Below are 22,542 nucleotides of genomic sequence, written 5' to 3'. Positions count from 1 at the left end.
TGGCTCTATGTTTAAATTTAATGATGAAAAAGGACAATTGAAATGTTCTTTCTGCGGTAAATCTCAGGATCAGGTTCGCAAGCTTGTTGCCGGACCGGGCGTATATATATGTGACGAATGCATTGAGTTGTGTACGGAGATTGTAGAAGAGGAATTGGGTCATGAAGAAGAAGTAGATCTGAAAGACATTCCGAAACCAATGCAAATCCGTGACATTCTGGACCAATATGTTATTGGTCAGGATCAAGCGAAAAAATCGTTGTCTGTAGCGGTATATAATCACTACAAACGAATTAATACTCAAAACAAAATTGATGATGTGGAACTGCAAAAAAGTAACATCTTGATGCTTGGACCTACAGGTTCGGGTAAAACGTTGCTTGCGCAAACCATGGCTAAAATTTTGAACGTTCCTTTTGCTATCGCAGATGCCACTTCCCTTACGGAAGCAGGTTATGTGGGTGAAGACGTTGAAAATATTTTGCTGAAACTGATTCAAGCTGCCGATTATGATGTAGAAAAAGCCGAACGCGGCATTATCTACATTGACGAAATTGATAAAGTAGCCCGCAAATCCGAAAACCCGTCCATTACGCGTGACGTTTCGGGTGAAGGTGTACAGCAGGCGTTGCTTAAAATTTTGGAAGGCACGGTTGCTTCTGTACCACCTCAAGGCGGTCGCAAGCATCCACATCAAGAGTTTATTCAAATTGACACCACGAATATCCTGTTCATTTGCGGTGGTGCCTTTGATGGTCTGGAGCAAATGATCAAACGTCGTATCGGTAAAAAGGTTATCGGCTTCAACGCTACCAGCGAACAAAAAGACCTGAAACCAGGCGAATATACTTCAATGGTATTGCCTGAGGATCTTTTGAAATTCGGTCTGATACCGGAATTTGTAGGACGCTTGCCAGTAATTTCTACGCTGGAGCCGCTTGATGAGAACACATTGGTTCGTATTCTGTCCGAACCGAAAAATGCGTTAACCAAGCAATACCAGAAGCTGCTTGAGCTGGATAATGTGCAACTGGAGTTTAAGCAAGATGCTCTGGAAGCCATTGCTCGTGAAGCGATCAAGCGTAACACGGGTGCCCGTGGCCTTCGTGCGATCATCGAAGGTATTATGCTGGACGTAATGTATGAGGTTCCTTCCCGTGAGGATGTGACTACTTGCGTCATCAATGAGCAGGTTGTAAAAGACAAAATCGCACCGGAACTCGGTGGTACAGATAAGGATAAAAAACAAGAAGAGAGCGCCTAAGGATTGATACTTCGCGATCTCTAAAACATGAGAAGCCGGATCTCCACTTCACTAAACCTGTATGAGGTTTTAAGGGGTGGAGGTTTGGCGTTAATGGGAGAGAAAAGTACATGTTCTTAAGACAAGACACACGTCCCGTTAAAGTCGGGAATCTGACGATTGGCGGCAGCAATGAAGTCATCATCCAAAGCATGTGTACAACTAAAACAGCAGATGTGGAAGCAACTGTAGCCGAGATTCTTCGCTTGGAAGAAGCCGGATGTCAACTGGTGCGGGTTACCGTCAACAATGAGGAAGCTGCCGCAGCCATTAAGGAAATTAAAAAACGGATTCATATTCCGCTAGTTGCAGATATTCACTTTAATCACAAGCTGGCTCTACTGGCAATTGAAAATGGGATTGATAAAGTTCGCATTAATCCAGGTAACATAGGACGACGTGAAAAAGTAGAAGCTGTCGTGAAGGCATGTAAGGAAAAAGGGATTCCGATTCGAATTGGTGTGAATGCCGGGTCATTGGAACAGCATTTACTTGATAAGTATGGCTACCCTACGCCAGAAGCGATGGTAGAAAGTGCGCTGTATCATATCGGGATACTGGAAGAACTTGATTTCCATGACATTATCGTGTCACTGAAGGCGTCTGATGTTCCTATGGCGATTGCTGCTTATACGAAGGCCGCTGAAATTATTAAGTATCCGCTCCATCTGGGTATTACCGAAGCGGGTACACTCTTTACGGGTACAGTTAAAAGCGCGGCAGGTATGGGCGCTTTGCTAGCATCAGGCATCGGCTCCACAATGCGTATTTCACTTAGTGCTGATCCGGTGGAAGAAGTGAAGGTAGCCCGTGAGTTGCTCAAGACGTTTGGATTAATCACAAACGCAGCTACATTGATTTCTTGTCCGACTTGCGGACGTCTGGATATTGATCTGTTCTCTATTGCCAACGAGGTAGAAGACTACATTGCAAAACTCAAGGTACCGATTAAAGTATCAGTACTGGGTTGTGCAGTAAATGGCCCGGGTGAAGCGAAGGAAGCTGATATTGGAATTGCCGGAGCGCGCGGTGAAGGCCTTTTGTTCCGTTATGGAAAAATGATTCGCAAAGTACCTGAGGCTGATATGGTGGACGAATTGAAAAAAGAAATTGATATCATCGTCAAAGCATATGAGGAAACAGGGAAAATACCTGGACGTGAAGAACGTCATACCGCCGAGAAGGTGTAGGCAAAAAGCAGTTATTATAAAGAGGCATAGTCATAATCTATTGTCATCATTTAAACGCCGTGGAGAGCAGCTCTGCTACAGAACTGTTCTTCGCGGTGTTTTTGTATTTCTCTCTGATCTTTTGAAAGACCGCCGTTTAGCTATCGCGGAAAAGGAAATACTGTTTTTCATAGAGCGGCATTTTTAAAATTGCTGAGATGAGAAACGGAGGAAATACGATGGACTTGACTATGATTTTGTTATTGGTGCAAATGTTTTTCGGGATTGTTATTGGTCTGTATTTCTGGAACCTCCTGCGGAGCCAGAAAACGAACCGTAGTGCGGTGGATCGGGAATCCCGCAAGGAATTGGATAAGCTACGCAAATTGCGTTCTATTTCACTTACCAAGCCGTTGGCTGAACGCACACGTCCTGCCACATTACAGGATATCGTGGGTCAGAAGGATGGACTGCGCGCGCTCAAGGCTGCGTTATGTAGTGCGAATCCGCAGCATGTCATTATTTATGGCCCGCCGGGTGTAGGGAAGACAGCTGCTGCACGCGTTGTGCTGGAAGAGGCTAAGAAGAATCTGTCCTCTCCGTTCAAGGGAGACGCCAAATTCACGGAGATTGATGCTACGACGGCCCGCTTTGATGAGCGCGGTATTGCGGACCCGCTGATAGGTTCAGTGCATGATCCAATCTATCAAGGGGCAGGAGCGATGGGGGTAGCGGGTATCCCACAACCTAAACCCGGAGCTGTGACGAAGGCGCATGGGGGGATGCTGTTCATTGATGAGATTGGTGAGCTGCATCCAACGCAGATGAATAAACTCTTGAAAGTACTGGAGGATCGCAAGGTATTTTTGGAGAGTGCGTATTACAACTCGGAAGATTCGAATACTCCTGCTTATATCCACGATATTTTCCAAAACGGTTTGCCAGCCGATTTTCGTTTGGTGGGTGCGACGACCCGTTCGCCGCATGAACTGCCACCTGCGATTCGCTCCCGGTGCATGGAGATTTATTTCCGTGCCTTGCAGCCACAGGAGATTGCTCGTATTGCAGAGGATGCCGTCCACAAGCTAGGCTTTGGCCCTTGTCCTGAGGCGGTAGAAGTTGTACAGCGTTACGCAACGAACGGTCGGGAGGCGGTCAATATGATCCAGCTGGCTGCTGGTTTGGCACTTACCGAGAAAAGGGAATGTCTCAATGCTTCCGACGTCGAATGGGTAGCGGGCAGTAGTCAAATTCAACCGCGTCCTGACCGAAAAATACCAGGCTTGCCGCAAATCGGATTCGTTAACGGATTAGCTGTATATGGCCCGAACATGGGGATGCTGCTTGAAATTGAAGTTACAGCAGTTCCGGTTCCTGAGGGAAAGGGCAGCTATAATATTACGGGGGTTGTGGATGAGGAAGAAATCGGAGGCGGGTCCCGTACACTGCGCCGTAAGAGCATGGCTAAAGGTTCTGTAGAAAATGTTCTAACTGTTTTGCGTACGCTCGGATTGTCTCCGTCGAATTACGATTTGCATATCAATTTCCCTGGGGGTACGCCGGTAGATGGCCCGTCCGCAGGAATTGCGATGGCAACAGCCATTGCTTCCGCGATGCGGGGAATTCCGGTGGATCATGAAATTGCAATGACTGGCGAAATTAGCATCCATGGTCGTGTCAAACCGATTGGTGGTGTATTAGCCAAGGTTGAAGCCGCTTTTCAGGCAGGAGCCAAAAAAGTGATCATTCCGCAGGACAACTGGCAAGCTCTTTTTGACAGCATTGAGGGTTTAAAAGTGATTCCCGTACAGTCGGTTACCGAAGTGTTCCGACATGTGTTCGGGGAAGAGATAACGTCGGATTCGCCTGTACATGCGCCAATTGAGACTTTTCGCCCATCCCAATCTTCCTTGTTACAGGCTGATGGAACGCATAACGGGACGATATCAGATACAGGATCTTGCTGATGAACCACCCTTTCATTGGTTTTTTCATAAAACATTTGATAAAATATGAAAGATAACAACTTGAGGATTGTAAAATCCGGAACCTGAGAATCACTGGAGGTGCGAAAGCGATGGGACCCACCAAGACAAAAGGTCGTCGTTTTCCTTTGCTGCCTTTAAGAGGGCTTCTGGTCTACCCGAGTATGGTTCTGCATCTCGATGTGGGCCGGGAAAAATCGGTCAAGGCTTTGGAAAAAGCGATGGTTGAAGACAATTTGATTCTCCTGTGTTCTCAATCAGAAGTAAATATTGAAGAACCTACACAAGAGGACATCTTTCGAGTCGGCACGGTAGCCAAGGTACGCCAGATGCTCAAACTTCCTAATGGAACCATTCGAGTATTGGTGGAAGGGCTGGAACGGGCCGAGATTATTCAATATACGGACAATGAAGAATATTACGAGGTAATGGCGAAGGAGCTGCACGAGGCAGAAAACGTACAGCCTGAGACGGATGCGCTAATGCGCACTGTATTAACTCAGTTCGAGCATTATATCAACTTGTCCAAAAAGGTAACACCGGAGACTCTCGCTGCGGTATCGGATATTGAGGAGCCGGGACGGCTAGCAGACGTAATCACAAGTCATTTGACGCTCAAAATTAAGGAAAAGCAGGATATACTGGAGACGATCGACGTTACTCAGCGTCTGGAGAAGCTTCTGGATATTTTGAACAATGAGCGTGAAGTGCTGGAGCTGGAACGTAAAATCAACCAGCGTGTGAAGAAGCAGATGGAAAAGACGCAGAAGGAGTATTATCTGCGTGAACAAATGAAGGCAATTCAGAAGGAACTTGGCGAGAAGGAAGGTCGCGCGGGAGAAGTTGAAGAACTGCGCAACCAGCTAAGTGAACTAGAGTTGCCTGTTCCGGTGAAGGAGAAGGTCGAAAAGGAAATCGATCGTCTGGAAAAAATGCCGGCAAGCTCTGCCGAGGGTGGCGTCATCCGTAATTATGTGGATTGGTTGTTAAGCTTGCCATGGAACAAGTTTACCGATGATGATCTGGATATCGTCAAAGCTGAAGAGGTACTTAATAACGACCACTACGGATTGGATAAACCCAAGGAGCGTGTATTGGAGTATTTGGCTGTACGCAAGCTGGTGAAGACCATTAAGGGACCGATTCTGTGTCTCGTGGGTCCGCCAGGGGTCGGCAAGACCTCGTTGGCCCGTTCGATTGCCAAATCCATGGGTCGGGAATTTGTCCGCATCTCTCTCGGAGGTGTGCGGGATGAAGCGGAAATCCGTGGTCACCGTCGGACTTATGTTGGTGCGATGCCAGGGCGGATCATTCAGGGGATGAAGACCGCAGGAACGTCTAATCCAGTATTTTTGCTGGATGAGATTGATAAAATGGCTTCCGATTTTCGAGGAGATCCATCGGCGGCATTGCTCGAAGTGCTTGATCCTGAACAAAACAATACGTTCAGTGACCATTTTGTTGAGCTGCCGTTTGACCTGTCCAATGTGATGTTTGTAACGACAGCCAATGCTGCACACAACATCCCGCGTCCGCTAATGGACCGCATGGAGACGCTCTATATTCCTGGCTACACCGAACTGGAGAAGCTGGAAATCGCCAATCGGTACCTATTGCCCAAGCAGAAGAGAGAGCATGGCTTGGACGAGGAACAACTGGTTATCGGGGAGGATACGCTACTGCGTGTCATTCGCGAATATACGCGTGAATCTGGTGTGCGGAATCTTGAGCAGCAAATGGCTTCTCTGTGCCGCAAGGCGGCGAAGTCCGTTGTATCTGGTGGCGAAGGACCAATTCAAATCACACCGGATAATCTGAAGGATTATCTGGGTATCGCTAAATTCCGTTACGGTGTTGCAGAACTGGAGGATCAGATCGGTACGGTTACAGGCTTGGCATGGACAGAGGTCGGTGGTGAAACACTGATGATTGAAGTGACGGTCGTACCTGGTAGTGGTAAACTGATTCTTACGGGTAAACTGGGAGACGTTATGAAGGAATCTGCACAGGCGGCATTCAGCTACACCCGTTCCAAAGCAGTTGATCTGGGCATTGAACTAGACTTTTATGAGAAAAATGATATCCACATTCATATTCCTGAGGGTGCGATTCCGAAGGATGGTCCATCTGCGGGAATTACTATTGCTACCGCGTTAATTTCAGCTTTGACCAACCGTCATGTATCCAAGGATGTGGCTATGACGGGCGAAATTACTCTACGCGGCCGTGTATTGCCGATTGGTGGTTTAAAAGAGAAGTCGCTGGCTGCCCACCGGGCAGGCTACAAAAAAATTCTGCTTCCCAAAGATAATGAACGGGATTTAAAGGATATTCCCGACAGTATCCGGCAGGATGTTGAATTTGTCCCCGTTGCCCATATGGATCAGGTGCTAAAGCATGCTTTGGTTGAGCAGGCAAGGGTACATTAGAGAGGAATTAAGGACACAATGAAAGTAACAAAAGCAGAATTTATAATAAGTGCGGTTGGTCCCGATCAGTTTCCTGTGGACGCTTTGCCAGAGATTGCTCTGGCGGGGCGCTCCAATGTAGGAAAGTCTTCATTGATTAATCGGTTGATTAACCGTAAAAATTTGGCGCGTACCAGTTCTACGCCAGGTAAAACCCAGCAACTCAATTATTACCGGATTAATGATGATCTCTATTTTGTCGATTTTCCCGGTTACGGTTACGCCAAGGTATCCAAAACGTCCCGCAAGGCTTGGGGGCAGATGATTGAGTCTTATTTGCTGGAGCGTGAGCCACTCAAACTGGTGCTTCAAATGGTAGATTTGCGCCATCCGCCGTCCAAGGACGATATCATGATGTATGATTGGCTGCGTCATAACGGGCTTCCCGTATGTGTTGTAGGCACGAAGGCAGATAAAATCCCTAAAACGCGGCGAGAAAAGCATTACAAGGTAATCAAGCAGGAACTCGGAATACTTCCCGGGGGATTGCTTATCCCCTTTTCATCCGAAGAAGGTATGGGCAAGGAAGAGCTGTGGTCTGTCATCTCCAGCTATATAGAGAATGACGAAGAAGAGCAGACGGAATTGTAAGGCTAGGGACGTCCTTGAGGACGTCCTTTTTTCATGGTTCGGGCTTCAAAAAAATAAACTTACTAAATAGGTGGGAATAATATATAATAACAAAAAGAACTCGTGGATTTTAAGCCGAAAAGTGAGTATATGGGGGATAATGCAGTCTCAACCCCATCATTTTCCGTTTATTTCCGATGTATGGCGGGAATTTATGATTTGATGTGCAAGAAAAGCACTTTAGGTCTGATGTATAATAAATTTAAAGCTTAAACTTATAGGTTCAGGAAAGAATTGAGGAGATGGGTATGGCTCAGCGGTTAGCCACAGAGTATGTTAAAACCACTTTGACCTTGTCGGAAACCCAAATGGACGAATTTTTGCGGGCAGTGGATGATCCCCAGGTGCATTACTATATTAAAGTTCTAGATAACGGAAGACAGGAAATCGTTCTGGAGCATAGTGCGGGTGAGGAAGTTCATTTGTTTTTTGAAGCCAAAGAGGGAGCGTTTGTGTGTGAATTGACTTGTCGCTTAATTCATCCGCAACTAACCCTGTTTATACGCAAACTTTTTGTTCGTTTTAAGGGCGAAGGCATCGTTTACCGAATGTATCAAGGATTCACTATGGTGTATTTTTATAATGAAGGTACGGTTCGTAAAATTATGGAGAAGAATGCCGGAGGTTCCAGGCTGGTATTCGAATATAAAAATACGGTGCAGGAATTGCAACAGCTTTTTCAGCATCAGAACGTTGAAAATGAAATATCTGACGTATATCATCTCATTAATTCGTTGCTTGACCAGCGGAATTTGGCGCGTACTTTCTCGGAGTTGGAACAGATTGACCACAAGCTTCGAATGAGTTGCTCAAAATTATTTGCACTGGAAGCTTAATAAGGCATGAATATATGGAATGAATCGTTATGCCATGTAGTCCCTTTCTTTACCGAAATAGGCTTTTTTATTCTTAAAAAATGATTGCATTTGCTGCACATAGATGTTATTTTTAATCTCGTTGAAAATGAAATATAGGAACCAGGATTCACTCAGGACATTGAATGTTGCGAGAGGTTATTCCCTCGGGAAGTGAATGACGTAGGTCCTAGCGGATGAAATTTTTCCAAACATTTTATTCCTAGGAAGGGGGAACCGAAAGATGGAATTGGAGTACTCAACTTTCGGAAGACACGTTGCCGTAGATACTTGGGGTGTTGAGTTTGAATTACTGAATGATGCGCAGTTTTTGGAGGCTCAATTAGTTGAAGCAGCTGAAGCTTGCGGAGCAACGGTGATGTCCGTTCAATCCAAGCAGTTCGAACCACAGGGAGCTACCGTGCTTGTACTGTTGTCGGAGAGTCATCTCTCTATTCATACGTATCCTGAGAGAGGGTTTGCCGCTATTGATTGTTATACTTGCGGTGAGACTGTCGATCCGCAGCTGGCTATTGATTACCTGGTATCCGTTCTAAAACCGAAAAAAACATATGCGAAAAAGCTGATTCGCGGCTTGGGAGAACTTCAGGTGGAATCACCAGAGTGCAAGCTGGCTGAGTTAGTGTAAATCGTTTTTTATGGAGCCATTTGTGCGTCCTATATTATAGCCATGGAACATTTCCATGGTTATTTGTTTTAAAAGTGGTCTACACTAAATCAAATCATACAGAACGTGCTGGTTTCATGAAAGCTATTCAATTTTCATAAACAATTCATAAAACAGCCGGAGGAGATTCGGACTTCTGTGATATAATTAACATAGTTTATGATAACAGTGGTTATTCTTATTACAGTTTAGGCAGGTGAATTTGCAATGCACATCGTCGTTGTTGGGTTGAATTATCGTACGGCGCCTGTGGAAGTCAGAGAGCGTTTTACATTTGCAGAACAAGATTTGCCAAAAGCGCTGGAGCAACTCAAACTTACCAAAAGTGTGTTGGAGGGCGTAGTTGTCGCAACCTGCAATCGGACTGAAATATATGTTGTAGTGGACCGCCTTCACATGTGCGGCTATTTTATACGCAGTTTTATGGAGCAATGGTTTGGCATTCCGCGTGATCAATTTACACAACATTTATATATATATGAGGACGAGCAGGCGATTCGGCATTTGTTCCGTGTGACTTGTGGTCTTGATTCTATGGTAATCGGAGAAACACAAATTTTGGGACAGGTAAAGAACGCTTTTCTTCAGGCTCAATCCCAGAAAATTACGGCAACGTGGTTTAATATGTTGTTTAAGCAGGCCGTCACATTGGGCAAGCGTGCCCATTCAGAGACATCTATTGGAGAAAGTGCCGTATCTGTCAGCTATGCAGCAGTTGAGCTAGGCAAACGGATTTTCGGGATGTTTACCGATAAAAAGGTACTGATTCTCGGTGCTGGTAAAATGAGCGAACTTACGGTTAAGCATTTGTACAGCGGCGGAGCAGCCGAGGTTATTGTAGCCAACCGAACCTTGTCCCGTGCGGAAGACCTTGCCTCCAAGTTCCATGGAACGCCGGTTACGATGGAGGAAGGCATGAATCGGTTGGCGGACGTGGATATTGTTATTAGCTCGACAGGTGCCCAGGGGTATATTCTGGATCGGACTCGGGTTGAAGCAAGTATGAAACGTCGACAGTCCCGTCCTTTGTTTATGATTGATATTGCGGTTCCGCGTGATCTCGACCCGGCTATTGGTGAATTACAGAATGTTTTCTTGTACGATATTGATGATCTGGAAGGGATCGTGGAGAGCAATTTGGAAATGCGCCGTACCGAAGCTACAAAAATCGAGCATATGATCGAAGATGAGCTTAGCGAGTTTTATCAATGGTTGAAAACGATGGGAGTGCGTCCGGTGATTCGTGCATTACAGGAAAAAGCGGAGTCTGTACATCAGGATACGTTGGAAAGCTTGTTCAATAAGCTTCCCGAGCTGGATGAACGGCAACGCAAAGTGATTAGCCGTTTGACGAAGAGTATGCTGAACCAGATGATGCATGATCCGATCAATCGGGTAAAGGAACTGGCTGTCCAAAAACAGGGAAATGAGGCCCTAGACATGTTTAGCCACATTTTTGCTCTGGAGGATCGTTTGGATGACGCCGCTCAGAAAGTAGATAAAAGCGATGCATCTGCGTTAATAAAACCGGAAGCCGGTGTTCATGAAAAAACCGTTCAGGCTCAGGCTTTGCCAGCGTCGTTTGCGCCGGCCAGCCTGTAAAAGTGGGTGAACAGACGTGGCTTCAGGCATGCTTATATATGATTCAATGATTTATGTTTTTGCCCTGAGCCTTCTGTTTGTATTCTCGGATGGGATTCGTCGCAATGCGAATGCTAAACGGACAGGTACAGGGCTTCTTGTTGTCGTTCTGGTGCTCCAGCTTGCTTATATGGGGATAAGAACCTGGAATGAAGGGCACCTTCCTATTTTCGTGACCTACGATTTTCTATTTCTGTTTTCAGTTATTTTAGTGCTGATTTCTTTGATTTTGACACGTTATCAGCGTTCCGAATTTGCGGTATTGCTGCTTAATATTATTAGTTTTGCAGTGCTGGTGCTCAACAATATATGGATGGAGCCTCTCGACAATCCACTTGGAAATTGGCATACCGTGCATGGGCTGCTCCTGATTCATATTGCGCTGGCTAATCTTGGTTTTGTAGCGATGACGGTAGCAGCTGTATTTTCGGGGTTATATCTGTTTTTGCATCGTAAATTGAAAGTAAAGAAATGGAATGACACGATCAGACGCCTGCCGAGTCTGGAAATGATGGATCGGTATACGCATATGGCGCTGTTGATTGGTACTCCTTTGCTGGGAGTCTCTATTGTAGTTGCCGTTATTTCTATTATTGCTGAGGAACGCTGGCTTCTCTTGCTAGATACCAAGGTGCTGATGACAGCGATTGCCCTGTGTGTGTATATTATATTTTTAGTGAGCAAAAGATTGAATCAGCGTTCAGGGCTTGTGATGGCAAAGTGGGCATTGGTGGGCTACACGCTATTGATTCTTAATTTTTTGCTGAATTCCTGGTCTGTATTTCATCAGTGGACGGGAGAGTGAAAAGCCATTTGCAGCATTTTGTCCCGATTTCGTTGAATTGTAACAATAAGATCTGTTGTATTGTAGGCGGCGGCAGGATTGCGGAACGAAAGGTTAAGGGGATGATGGAAAGTGGGGCGTCCATTACCCTCATTAGCCCGAATATAACGCCGGATTTACAGGTCCTGGCCGATCACAAGCAGCTCCACTGGGTAAATCGCGTATATCGCGAGGGTGACCTCCAGGGAGCCTTTCTTGTATATGCCGCTACGAACCAGAGAGAAGTGAATAATAAGGTTGCGCATGAGGCCAGACAAAGGGGTATACTGGTAAATGTGGCGGATCGCTCGGAAGAGGGAGATTTTATAACGCCGGGCATCATCCGACGAGGGAGACTGACGATTAGTATCTCTACAGAAGGGGCAGGCCCCGCTGTGACCGCTGATATTACATCAGCCTTGGATACGTTGTTTGGTAGCGAATACGAGCCATATCTGGATTTCATGCACGATATGCGACAGATCATCAAACGTAAGATAAGTTCCCCACAGCAAAGGACTAAACTACTGAGGCGCTTGGCGAGTAGCGGAATTTTGGATCAAATACGCCGTCATGAATTTATGGCTTGGACCGAACAACAAATAGACCTGTGGATTGCGCAAAATCAGGAGGAATAACATGCGAACAATTGTGGTAGGCAGCAGACAGAGTGCGCTGGCGTTAACTCAGACCGGGCATGTCATTGAAGATTTGAACGCGCTATGCGCGGAGCATGGAATGGATTTGCAATTTGTCGTAAAGAAAATCCTGACCAAGGGTGATCGAATATTGGATGTAACCTTGTCCAAAGTGGGTGGCAAAGGGCTTTTTGTCAAAGAGATTGAACAGGCCATGCTGGCTGGTGAGATTGATATGGCAGTACATAGTATGAAGGATATGCCTTCCGAATTGCCGGAAGGGCTTGTCAACGGCGCTGTACCGCGTCGTGAGGATCCACGTGATTGCCTGATCACATTGGGCGCCGAGAGCCTGGAGGATTTGCCTCAAGGGGCAAAGGTGGGCACGAGTAGCCTGCGCAGAGCCAGTCAAATCAAGTCCATGCGACCTGATCTACAATTGGAGCCTGTGCGTGGGAATATTGATTCCCGTCTGAAAAAGCTGGAGACGGAAGGTTTTGACGCTATCATTTTGGCGGCAGCAGGTTTGCATCGGATGGGCTGGAAAGATCGAATTACATCCTATATACCGGAAGAAGACTGTTTGCCGGCGGTTGGGCAGGGAGCGCTGGGTATTGAATGTCGCGCGAGTGATGAAGAGCTATTGGCCTTGCTGCGCCTTTACAACGACCGGGATACCTCGGCTACCGTTGCGGCAGAACGAACCTTTTTGGGCGTGTTAAATGGGGGGTGCCAAGTGCCGATCGGGGCTCATGCCGTCTGGGCTGGTCAAGAAATCAGCCTTACGGGCATGGTAGGCTCGCCAGATGGCGAGGTTATTTTGAAGGAAACGCTCCAGGGAAATGATCCGCAAAAGCTGGGAGAAGCGGTGGCGGCCAGTTTGATAGCCAAAGGAGCAGAACAGATTCTGGCGCAGGTGAGGGGATGATAGCATGGCAGGAAAAGTATATTTGGTAGGTGCAGGACCCGGAGACGCAAGATTAATTACGGTCAAGGGTTGGGAATGCATTCAATTGGGCGATGTCATTGTGTACGACAGACTGGCAAGCCCGCGCCTCTTGGGATTGATGAAGCCAGGGGCCCAAAAAATATATGTTGGAAAGTTGCCAGATCGTCACACTATGAAGCAAGAGGAAATTAATCAGCTGTTGGTGGATTTGGCCTTGGAAGGAAAAACAGTTGTTCGTCTTAAAGGGGGAGACCCTACTATATTTGGACGAGTCGGCGAGGAAGCCGGGCTACTGCGTAAACATGGTATTTCCTATGAAATTATACCCGGCATCACATCAGCAATCAGTGTGCCCGCCTATGCGGGGATTCCAGTCACACACCGGGATATGGCCTCATCGCTATCTATCATTACAGGTCATGAAAGTCCGGATAAACTCGACAAAAGTATTCATTGGGATAAAGTGACGAACGCAACGGGCACACTGATCTTTATGATGGGTGTAGCAAAGATTGGCTATATCAGTGAACAGCTGATAAAACACGGCAAGCCATCAAATACTCCTGTTGCCTTGATCCGCTGGGGAACCCGTGCCGAGCAGGATACGCTGGTGGGTACGCTTGCGGATATTGAAGCTAAGGTGAAGGCTGCGAATTTTCAGCCTCCCGCCGTCATCGTTGTTGGAGAAGTGGTCAATCAACGTGAACAGTTAAAATGGGCTGAGGACATGCCTTTGTTTGGCAAGCGAATTTTGGTTACTCGCGCGCGTGCGCAGGCCAGCAGTCTGGTCCATCGGATAGAAGAGCTTGGTGGCGAGCCTTATGAATTTCCAGTTATTCAGACGGTCGCCCCTTCGGACGAGCCAACCAAACAGGAAATTAAAGAGGCATTTGCGCGACTGCCAGAATATGATTGGGTGTTTTTTACCAGCGTTAATGGAGTGGAATACTTTTTCACGCACTTAAAGGAACAGGGCAAGGACGTACGTATGCTGTTCAAAGCGCGTATTGCCGCAGTCGGACCGGCTACAGCAGCCGCGCTTCGGACACACGGAATTGTGGCAGAACAGATCGAGGGCCCATTTCAGGCAGAGGGCTTGCTCGAAGGATTTGAGCAGGATTTGCAGGCAGGGCAGAACGTATTTCTCCCAAGAGGTGATCTAGCTCGGCCGTGGCTGCCAGAAAAGCTGAGGGAGATGGGACTTCATGTGACCGAGGCTGATTTGTATCAAACGGTGCTAGCAGCCAACACACAGGATGATGAACTTCTCAAGCTGCTTGAGGAGCGTGCCATTCATGCGATTACGTTTACCAGTTCCTCAACTGTAACCTTTTTCTTAGAAGCCCTCAGACAAATGGGGATCCATGATCCGGTGTCGCTGCTGGAGGGAGTTACGATTGCTGTGATAGGTCCTTTGACCGGTGAGACAGCTACCCAAGCCGGCTTGACTGTAAGTTTTATGTCAGAGAAGGCGACCATTGAAAGTCTGATCCAATCGTTGTGTGAGTGGAAACGTTCAAGTACTGTTATGACATTATAATTTTTTTGTTTTTACTAATGAATGTATAAAAAATGGAGGTTTGTAATCATGAGTGTTCCTTTTACCAGACATCGCCGTTTGCGCCAGTCGGCTGCAATCCGCAGTATGGTGCGTGAGACCGTATTGAATCCCGCTGATTTTATCCAACCGATCTACGTTACATTTGACACTGGGGTGAAACAGGAAATTAGCTCTATGCCAGGTGTATACCGTTTTTCTCTGGATCGGCTGGAGGAAGAACTGAAAGAGATTAGTGAGCTCGGCATTCCCGCTGTGCTCCTATTTGGCATCCCAGAAACCAAAGACAGCGTAGGGACTTCGGCTTTTGTGGACGATGGTATTGTTCAGGAAGCTACTCGTCTGATCAAGTCGCGTTATCCCGAACTGCTGGTTGTGGCTGACACTTGTTTGTGTGAGTTTACGGACCATGGACACTGCGGTATGGTGCACATGCATGAGCATGATGGTGAGGTATGCGGTGAGGTATTGAATGATGAATCTCTGGAGGTGCTGGTACGTACAGCTGTATCTCAGGCCAGAGCTGGTGCAGATATTATCGCGCCATCTAATATGATGGACGGTTTTGTACAGGCGATTCGGCAGGGGTTGGATCTAGAAGGCTTTTCACATATTCCAATTATGTCGTATTCCGTCAAATATGCGTCTGCTTTTTACGGTCCTTTCCGGGAGGCCGCAGATTCTGCGCCGCAGTTTGGTGACCGCAAATCCTATCAGATGGATCCTGCTAATGCACGTGAAGCATTGCGAGAAGCAGAATCTGATGTGCTGGAGGGGGCAGATATGCTGATGGTGAAGCCTTCCCTTTCTTATCTTGACGTAATGCGCACGATTAAGGATCAATTTGATCTGCCTATGGTGGCTTACAACGTTAGTGGTGAATATGCCATGGTCAAGGCAGCGGCACTTCAAGGCTGGATTGATGAAAAAGCAATGGTGCTAGAGATTTTGACAAGTATGAAGCGTGCGGGTGCAGATATGATTATTACCTATTCGGCCAAGGATGCGGCAAGATGGTTGAAGCAATAAGTCTATTTTCAGAAGATAGGAGTGGTCAGAATGATCGACGAACAACGAACAGTGCGCAAGGATACGAACTCCAAAGTAGCCTTTGATGAGGCAAAACAATACATTCCGGGTGGCGTAAACAGCCCGGTACGGGCTTTTAAATCTGTTGGAATTACACCTGTGTATATCGACCATGGCGAAGGATCGCGCGTATATGATATTGATGGTCAATCCTATTTAGACTATGTATGTTCATGGGGACCGCTTATTATGGGCCATGCACATCCCGAAGTGGTTAAAGCTTTACAGGCTGCTGTTGTAAAAGGAACCAGCTTCGGCGCACCAACGTTGGCAGAAACCGAAATGGCCAAGCTCGTATGTGAGCGTGTTCCTTCTATGGACATTGTACGTATGGTTAACTCCGGTACTGAGGCGACTATGAGTGCGATTCGACTCGCACGCGGATTTACGAGCCGTAGTAAAATTCTTAAATTTGAGGGATCATATCACGGTCATGCGGACAGCTTGCTGATTAAAGCAGGCTCTGGTGTTGCCACATTAGGCTTGCCCGATAGTCCCGGTGTGCCTGAAGTTGTGGCCACCCATACCATCACTGTCCCTTATAATGATCTAGCTTCGGTGAAGCTAGCTTTTGAGAAATTTGGCGAAGAGATTGCCGCAATTATTGTCGAGCCAGTAGCAGGCAATATGGGAGTTGTACCGCCACAGCCTGGATTTTTGGAAGGTTTGCGTGAGGTAACCCAGCAGTACGGAAGTCTGCTGATTTTTGATGAAGTGATGACTGGATTCCGGGTTGGACTTCATTCGGCTCAAGGTCGCTTTGGTGTGACACCGGATCTTACCTGTTTGGGTAAAGTGATTGGTGGTGGACTCCCTGTAGGTGCTTACGGCGGACGTCGTGATATTCTGGAGCGGATTGCTCCATCGGGGCCCATTTATCAAGCGGGTACGCTTAGCGGAAATCCACTGGCTATGGCAGCAGGTTATTCGACACTTAAATTGCTGACGCCAGAAGTATACGATCGCTTGGAAGAGCGGGCAGCACGACTTCAAGCCGGATTCGAACGTAATGCGAACGAGCTAGGTATCCCTGTCACGATCAATCGCGTGGGTTCCATGGTTTGTCCATTTTTTACAGAAGAAAAGGTTGTCAATTTTGATACAGCTAAAACGAGTAATCAGGACCACTTCCGTCGTTACTTTACTGAAATGGTGAATGAGGGAGTCAGTGTAGCACCATCTCAATTTGAGGGTATGTTTGTATCGGGCGTGCATACGGTAGAGGATATTGATGCCACCATTGAGGCGAACTATCGCGCGCTCAAACGTCTATGAGCTGGCAAGGTGGCTGGAAAAGAAGAGGACCCTGGCTGGAAGTCACGCCAGGACGGGAAATCACAGACGGGGAAAAAAACAGCGCTGATGCTGTAGATCAGTGGTTGCTGAATCGTTTGGAATTACCGGAAAAGCTGTGGCGCAGACTGCGCCATGATAAAGAGATTGAACTTACAGGGGACCGGCTGCGGCTGGCCCTTTTTCCTGTAATGAACCTTGGCATCACCCCTCGCTGGTATGATTTGAAGGTACTGTATGAAGATGATTTTTGTCTGGTAGTACATAAACCAGCAGGTATGGCAGTACATCCGGACGGTGGTGTGCAGGATGGTCCGCTGACGTTGGATCATGCTGTCGCATCCTACTATGAGATGAATGGCATTCATGCGGTGGTACGGCATGTACATCGTCTGGATGTGGATACGACGGGCCCGGTGCTATATGCCAAAAATGAGTTTGCGTTGCTCAAGCTGGACGAGCAAATGAGAGCTAAGGATATCGACCGCCGGTATGTAGCTTTGGTACGAGGGGAAGTACCTCCATCGCTGCGAACGTTGGATTGGCCGATTGGCAAGGACAGGCATCATAAGCAGCGCCGTCGTGTATCTCCGACTGGGCAGAAGGCGGTTACCCATATTGAACTCGGGGAAGTATGGGGAAGCGGTTCAAGTGCAGTGAGTCTCGTATATCTGACGCTGGAGACAGGACGGACGCACCAGATTCGCGTACATCTTAGTCATGCTGGCTACCCGTTGCTTGGGGATGTATTATACGGGGGGCGTGCTACTGATTTTGGCAGGCAGGCGCTACACGGAGAGCGTCTTACCTTCTGTCATCCGCTGAGTGGCGAAACGATTACTGTGGAGGATGCTTGGCCGGATGATTTTCAAAAGCTGCACAAACAGCTATAAAAGATGGCATGCCTTCTATTTTGGCGCATATACTTGAACCTAGAAACGGTTTGCAATATGGAGTTTCCGTGCGCCTGACCAGAAGTCAGAGGATGTGCGGAGACTGCCCAAAGGAGGATGCCATCCTTGAACAAACAACAGAATGATCAGCCGCAAGGCTTGCGTTTTGATATTTATGAACGCATTCATTTGACGGAGGAAGCTGCCGGGATTGCTGAGTTGGAGGAAATCGAGCTTCTGCCACGCATTCAGGTTGTAACCCACGGCGACCATGCCGCTTTGCGAGGGCATTTGCTGCTGGAGGGCGTGTACCGCACACCTGAACAGTTCACGAGCGAGCTTCATCATTTGATCCCTGTGGAAATTACCATTCCGCTAAACCGCGTAGGGAGATTGGAAGATATCTCTGTCGAGATTGAAAATTTTGATGTGGACCTGCTTTCTTTACGTAGTCTAAACATTACAGGCGTTCTTTCTTTGCATGGTGTGGAAAGCTCGCACGCGGAAGAGACGGCGGTCTGGTTGGATGAAGAATTTACCGTAGTGCATGCACCTGAGCATCCGGTTCAATCCCTTTCCGCCGATGAAGAGTATCGTCAGGCAGAGGCCTATTCTACCAATGACTCGACCTCTGATTACGTTACAGATCCTGAAACCTCCTACAGTGTGCCAGTACAACAGGAGTCCATTTCCTGGGAACAGCTGTCTGAGGACCAAGGGGAACAGCAATCATCGTCGGAACAGCAAGCTTATGAGCCAGCAGTAGATCCTAACCGATTCTATGAGCCTTGGACGGGCAAAGCAGTTGAAGATAACTCTCCCGAGGTCAAACATGAGCATGGGTCTCCGGAAGTGTGGGGATTTCAGCAAAAGGAAGCATGGGCAGGGGGAAATGAGTCCAAAGTATCTTCCGCATCTCCTAATGTAAATTATGACCCTTTGCTGTCTGAACCGCATCCTGCTACGGAGTCCGAGGTCTATCTGGAGCCACAGTTGGAAGCGAGTCAAGTAGATAGCTTCGACTTCAGGCCTGAAGCGTCAGAACAGGTGAATCACGAGGCCCATGACACTTTTACTGAGGATAAGCCAGAGATGCGTGTGGCGCTTAACAGTAAAAAGGATGAAGAGGCAGACGAGCCAGACCCGGTTGTCTACTCATCATTGCTCCAATCCAGCCGTTCGGTGAAAGAAGCGGAATACCAGCAGCAATTGGAGCAGGAGCCGCAGGATCAGAAAGCCGAAGAAGAGCGGGAGAATGCCAAGTGGAAGAACCTTTTTTTTCATACACAAGATGAAACACCTTTTCGTAAGGTGCGGTTATGCATAGTACAGCGCGAGGATACACTGGAAACCATAGCTGACCGTTATCAGCTCAGCACGCGTGAGCTTCAACTGTATAACAGATTGGCGGAGCATCATGTGGAAGAAGGACAGGTATTGTACATCCCTTGATCCGGTTGCTGAAAAATGCACAGCGGGTGTTGACTATAGTCAATGGGAAATGTATGATGTGGTATAGTTATTGAAAGACTGAGATCGGGAAGAGTAGGCAGCAAGCCCTTCAGAGAGTGGAATTGCAGCGCTGTGAGGTTCCGCAGGAAGCTACTGGCCGAAGTCACCCGGGAGTCGCCTGTTTGAACGGTTCCTCATTTAATTCCTACGGAAGATAAGAGGTTCACGGTAGAATAAGGCCGGTCCGCAACCGTTATCTGCATAAAGTGTCACACCATGTGTAATGGATCAGTGGATACATACACTAGGGGTGAAACAAAGGTGGTACCGCGAGAGAACAGCCTTTCGTCCTTTGAGGATGAAGGGCTTTTTTTATTTGCCAATTGAAAAATCATGGAGGTATCCTGATATGTCAGAACAAGACAACAAGACAACCTTGGAAATGCCAACAACGTACGATCCAAAATCAGCAGAACAAAAATGGTACAAAACGTGGATGGAGAAGGGCTATTTCCGCGCTGGGCAACATCCAGAGGCAGAGCCTTTTACAATCGTTATTCCACCACCGAATGTTACAGGTATGTTGCATATTGGACATGCTCTTGACTTTACTTTGCAGGATATTATTATTCGCGCCAAGCGGATGCAGGGCTATGATGCCTTGTGGCTGCCAGGGGCAGACCATGCGGGTATTGCTACCCAAACAAAGGTAGAGCAAAAGCTGCGTGAAGAAGGCCTGACACGTTATGATTTGGGCCGCGAGAAGTTTTTGGAGAAAGTGTGGGAGTGGAAGGATCTTTACCTAGATAATATCCATAACCAATGGGAAAAGATGGGCTTTTCTCTCGATTATTCTCGTGAGCGTTTTACGCTGGATGAGGGACTGTCCCAAGCGGTACGCGAGGTATTCGTTAAACTGTACAAGAAGGGTCTGATTTATCGCGGTAAACGCATCATAAACTGGGACCCTGCTGCACGTACTGCATTATCGGACATTGAGGTGGAATACAAAGAGGTGAACGGAAATCTGTATCACCTGCAATATCCACTGAAAGACGGTAGCGGATTTATTACGGTAGCCACTACACGTCCTGAAACGATGCTGGGCGATACAGCTGTAGCTGTACACCCGGAAGATGAACGCTACAAGCAAATGATCGGCAAAACGCTTGTGCTCCCAATCATCGGACGGGAAATTCCGGTCATTGCGGATGATTATGTTGATAAAGATTTCGGTAGCGGCGCGGTTAAAATTACACCGGCTCACGACCCGAATGACTTTGAAATGGGACAACGTCACCAGCTGCCACAAATTACAGTGATGGACGAAACGGGAACGATGAATGCCGAAGCAGGCAAATATCAGGGCCTTGATCGTAGCGATTGCCGTAAGCAAATCGTCGCTGATCTGAAAGAGCAGGGCGTACTGATTCGTATTGAAGAGCACGTACATCAAGTAGGCCACAGCGAGCGTACAGGTGTAGTTGTAGAACCTTATCTGTCCACACAATGGTTTGTGGAAATGAAGCCTCTGGCAGCTAAAGCCATTGAAGTGCAGAAGGCTGGCAACGGGGTAAACTTTGTACCGGATCGCTTTGAACGTACTTATCTGCATTGGATTGAAAATGTGCGTGACTGGTGTATTTCCCGTCAATTATGGTGGGGACACCGTATTCCGGCTTGGTACGATGAGGATACCGGAGAAGTGATTGTATCGGCGGAGGACCCTACAACTTTGCCTGAGTATGCTGGCAGAAAGCTAAAACAGGATGAGGATGTGCTGGATACTTGGTTCAGCTCGGCTTTGTGGCCGTTTTCGACACTGGGCTGGCCTGAGCAGACAGAGGACCTCAAACGCTACTATCCGACTAATGTCTTGGTTACAGGCTATGACATTATTTATTTCTGGGTATCGCGTATGATTTTTACAGCACTCGAGTTTACGGAAGAGATTCCGTTCAAGGACGTACTTATGCACGGGTTGGTTCGTGATGCGGACGGTAGAAAAATGTCCAAATCCCTCGGCAACGGTGTTGATCCGCTCGACGTGATTGACCAATATGGTACCGATGCCATGCGTTATATGATTTCCACCAGTAGCACGCCTGGGCAAGACCTTCGTTTCCGCTGGGAGCGGGTGGAGCAGGCCCGCAACTTTGCCAATAAAATCTGGAATGCGTCACGCTTTGCGCTGATGAATCTGGAAGGCGTCACTTCGGCAGATATAGACATTACTGGTGACCTGAGCACCGCTGATCGTTGGATTCTGCATCGTCTAAACGAAACTTCACGCGACATCACGCGTCTAATAGATGCTTATGAATTTGGCGAGACAGGCCGCCTTCTGTATAACTTTATTTGGGATGATTTGTGCGACTGGTACATTGAGTTTGCGAAGCTTTCCCTATATGGCGACAACGCAGATGCGAAAAAGAAAACGCAGTCCGTACTTGCATATGTATTGGACCGGACGCTGCGCATGATTCATCCGTTCATGCCGTTTATCTCTGAGGAAATATGGCAGCATCTTCCATATGAGGGAGAAACGATTACACTGGCCGCTTGGCCTGTTTATGATCCGGCTTTTGAGGATAAGGATGCAGTTGCAGAAATGAATTTGCTGATCGACGTAATTCGTGCTGTGCGCAATATCCGTGCTGAAGTCAATGTGCCGATGAGTAAAAAAATTGAGTTGCTCATAAAACCCGGCGATCAAGCCGTTCTCGATATCATTAACCGCAATGGGGAATATGTGCGTAGATTCTGTAATACGTCTGAATTCGACGCGGGATTAGAGTTCACCGTTCCAGATAAAGCGATGACATCTATAGTTAGCGGCGCAGAGTTGTACCTGCCGCTGGCCGGACTGCTTGATATTGCCCAGGAAATTAGCAGACTGGAAAAAGAACTTCAGCATTTGAACAGTGAAGTGGAGCGCGTGGAGAAAAAGTTATCTAACCAAGGCTTTGTGGCGAAGGCACCAGCTAAAGTCATCGAGGAAGAGAAGGCCAAGCAAGCCGATTACTCAGATAAGCGCGCTAAAGTTATCGCACGTATTGAAGAACTCAAGGGATAATTTCACTCACAATAAAATGACCTGAAGGTGAAG

17 protein-coding genes and 1 other annotated feature are annotated in these 22,542 nt (G+C 47.3%); all 17 genes read left to right on the top strand.

Translation table 11 applies throughout. The features are described 5' to 3' along the window. Positions 1 to 7 precede the first annotated feature (7 nt). The 17 genes from clpX (at position 8) to MHH57_RS19090 (ending at position 22,509) form a co-directional block, all read left to right on the top strand. Positions 8 to 1,264: an ATP-dependent protease ATP-binding subunit ClpX gene (gene clpX / locus MHH57_RS19170; RefSeq protein WP_013311623.1), complete on the top strand. Its 1,257-nt coding sequence runs from the start codon at positions 8 to 10 to the stop codon at positions 1,262 to 1,264. 110 nt (positions 1,265 to 1,374) lie between these two features. Beyond that, positions 1,375 to 2,493, top strand: a complete 1,119-nt coding sequence (ispG, locus tag MHH57_RS19165; RefSeq protein ID WP_025718670.1) for a flavodoxin-dependent (E)-4-hydroxy-3-methylbut-2-enyl-diphosphate synthase — start codon at positions 1,375 to 1,377, stop codon at positions 2,491 to 2,493. Between the two features lie 218 nt (positions 2,494 to 2,711). Continuing rightward, complete coding sequence (gene lonB / locus MHH57_RS19160) at positions 2,712 to 4,439, top strand: ATP-dependent protease LonB (protein WP_029518404.1); 1,728 nt, start codon at positions 2,712 to 2,714, stop codon at positions 4,437 to 4,439. Positions 4,440 to 4,549: 110 nt separating this feature from the next. Beyond that, entirely contained in the window at positions 4,550 to 6,886 is a 2,337-nt protein-coding gene (gene lon / locus MHH57_RS19155; RefSeq protein WP_023989969.1) for an endopeptidase La, read from the top strand. 18 nt (positions 6,887 to 6,904) lie between these two features. Then, positions 6,905 to 7,516 (top strand): ribosome biogenesis GTP-binding protein YihA/YsxC, encoded by a 612-nt coding sequence (gene yihA / locus MHH57_RS19150; RefSeq protein ID WP_342434408.1) that lies wholly within the window; start codon positions 6,905 to 6,907, stop codon positions 7,514 to 7,516. Between the two features lie 287 nt (positions 7,517 to 7,803). Then, positions 7,804 to 8,391, top strand: coding sequence for a hypothetical protein (locus MHH57_RS19145; protein WP_029518406.1), 588 nt, complete (start codon positions 7,804 to 7,806; stop codon positions 8,389 to 8,391). A 268-nt stretch (positions 8,392 to 8,659) separates the two neighbouring features. Next, positions 8,660 to 9,058, top strand: a complete 399-nt coding sequence (gene speD / locus MHH57_RS19140) for an adenosylmethionine decarboxylase (protein ID WP_025365654.1) — start codon at positions 8,660 to 8,662, stop codon at positions 9,056 to 9,058. A gap of 246 nt (positions 9,059 to 9,304) precedes the next feature. Next, positions 9,305 to 10,699 (top strand): glutamyl-tRNA reductase, encoded by a 1,395-nt coding sequence (gene hemA, locus MHH57_RS19135; RefSeq protein WP_029518407.1) that lies wholly within the window; start codon positions 9,305 to 9,307, stop codon positions 10,697 to 10,699. 16 nt (positions 10,700 to 10,715) lie between these two features. Next, entirely contained in the window at positions 10,716 to 11,543 is an 828-nt protein-coding gene (ccsA, locus tag MHH57_RS19130; protein WP_029518408.1) for a cytochrome c biogenesis protein CcsA, read from the top strand. A gap of 8 nt (positions 11,544 to 11,551) precedes the next feature. After that, on the top strand, positions 11,552 to 12,199 hold the full coding sequence (locus MHH57_RS19125) for an NAD(P)-dependent oxidoreductase (protein WP_069011260.1): 648 nt from the start codon (positions 11,552 to 11,554) through the stop codon (positions 12,197 to 12,199). A gap of 1 nt (position 12,200) precedes the next feature. Beyond that, on the top strand, positions 12,201 to 13,127 hold the full coding sequence (gene hemC, locus MHH57_RS19120; protein WP_209950328.1) for a hydroxymethylbilane synthase: 927 nt from the start codon (positions 12,201 to 12,203) through the stop codon (positions 13,125 to 13,127). 4 nt (positions 13,128 to 13,131) lie between these two features. After that, entirely contained in the window at positions 13,132 to 14,688 is a 1,557-nt protein-coding gene (cobA, locus tag MHH57_RS19115) for a uroporphyrinogen-III C-methyltransferase (protein ID WP_342434407.1), read from the top strand. A 48-nt stretch (positions 14,689 to 14,736) separates the two neighbouring features. Continuing rightward, positions 14,737 to 15,735, top strand: coding sequence for a porphobilinogen synthase (hemB, locus tag MHH57_RS19110; protein ID WP_342434406.1), 999 nt, complete (start codon positions 14,737 to 14,739; stop codon positions 15,733 to 15,735). 30 nt (positions 15,736 to 15,765) lie between these two features. Continuing rightward, positions 15,766 to 17,070: a glutamate-1-semialdehyde 2,1-aminomutase gene (hemL, locus tag MHH57_RS19105; RefSeq protein WP_069011263.1), complete on the top strand. Its 1,305-nt coding sequence runs from the start codon at positions 15,766 to 15,768 to the stop codon at positions 17,068 to 17,070. After that, positions 17,067 to 17,981, top strand: a complete 915-nt coding sequence (locus tag MHH57_RS19100; RefSeq protein ID WP_165148795.1) for an RluA family pseudouridine synthase — start codon at positions 17,067 to 17,069, stop codon at positions 17,979 to 17,981. The genes hemL and MHH57_RS19100 overlap by 4 nt, the downstream gene beginning before the upstream one ends. Positions 17,982 to 18,107: 126 nt before the next feature. Further along, on the top strand, positions 18,108 to 19,433 hold the full coding sequence (locus tag MHH57_RS19095) for a LysM peptidoglycan-binding domain-containing protein (protein ID WP_069011265.1): 1,326 nt from the start codon (positions 18,108 to 18,110) through the stop codon (positions 19,431 to 19,433). 71 nt (positions 19,434 to 19,504) lie between these two features. Then, positions 19,505 to 19,789, top strand: a binding site (T-box leader). A gap of 53 nt (positions 19,790 to 19,842) precedes the next feature. Continuing rightward, positions 19,843 to 22,509: a valine--tRNA ligase gene (locus MHH57_RS19090; RefSeq protein WP_342434405.1), complete on the top strand. Its 2,667-nt coding sequence runs from the start codon at positions 19,843 to 19,845 to the stop codon at positions 22,507 to 22,509. The last annotated feature ends 33 nt before the right edge of the window (positions 22,510 to 22,542 follow it).

The organism is Paenibacillus sp. FSL H7-0442, assembly GCF_038593105.1.
GTDB classification, from domain to species: domain Bacteria; phylum Bacillota; class Bacilli; order Paenibacillales; family Paenibacillaceae; genus Paenibacillus; species Paenibacillus polymyxa_D.
Note: the sequence above shows the minus strand (reverse complement) of the source record. Positions and strands in the feature narration are given on the sequence as shown.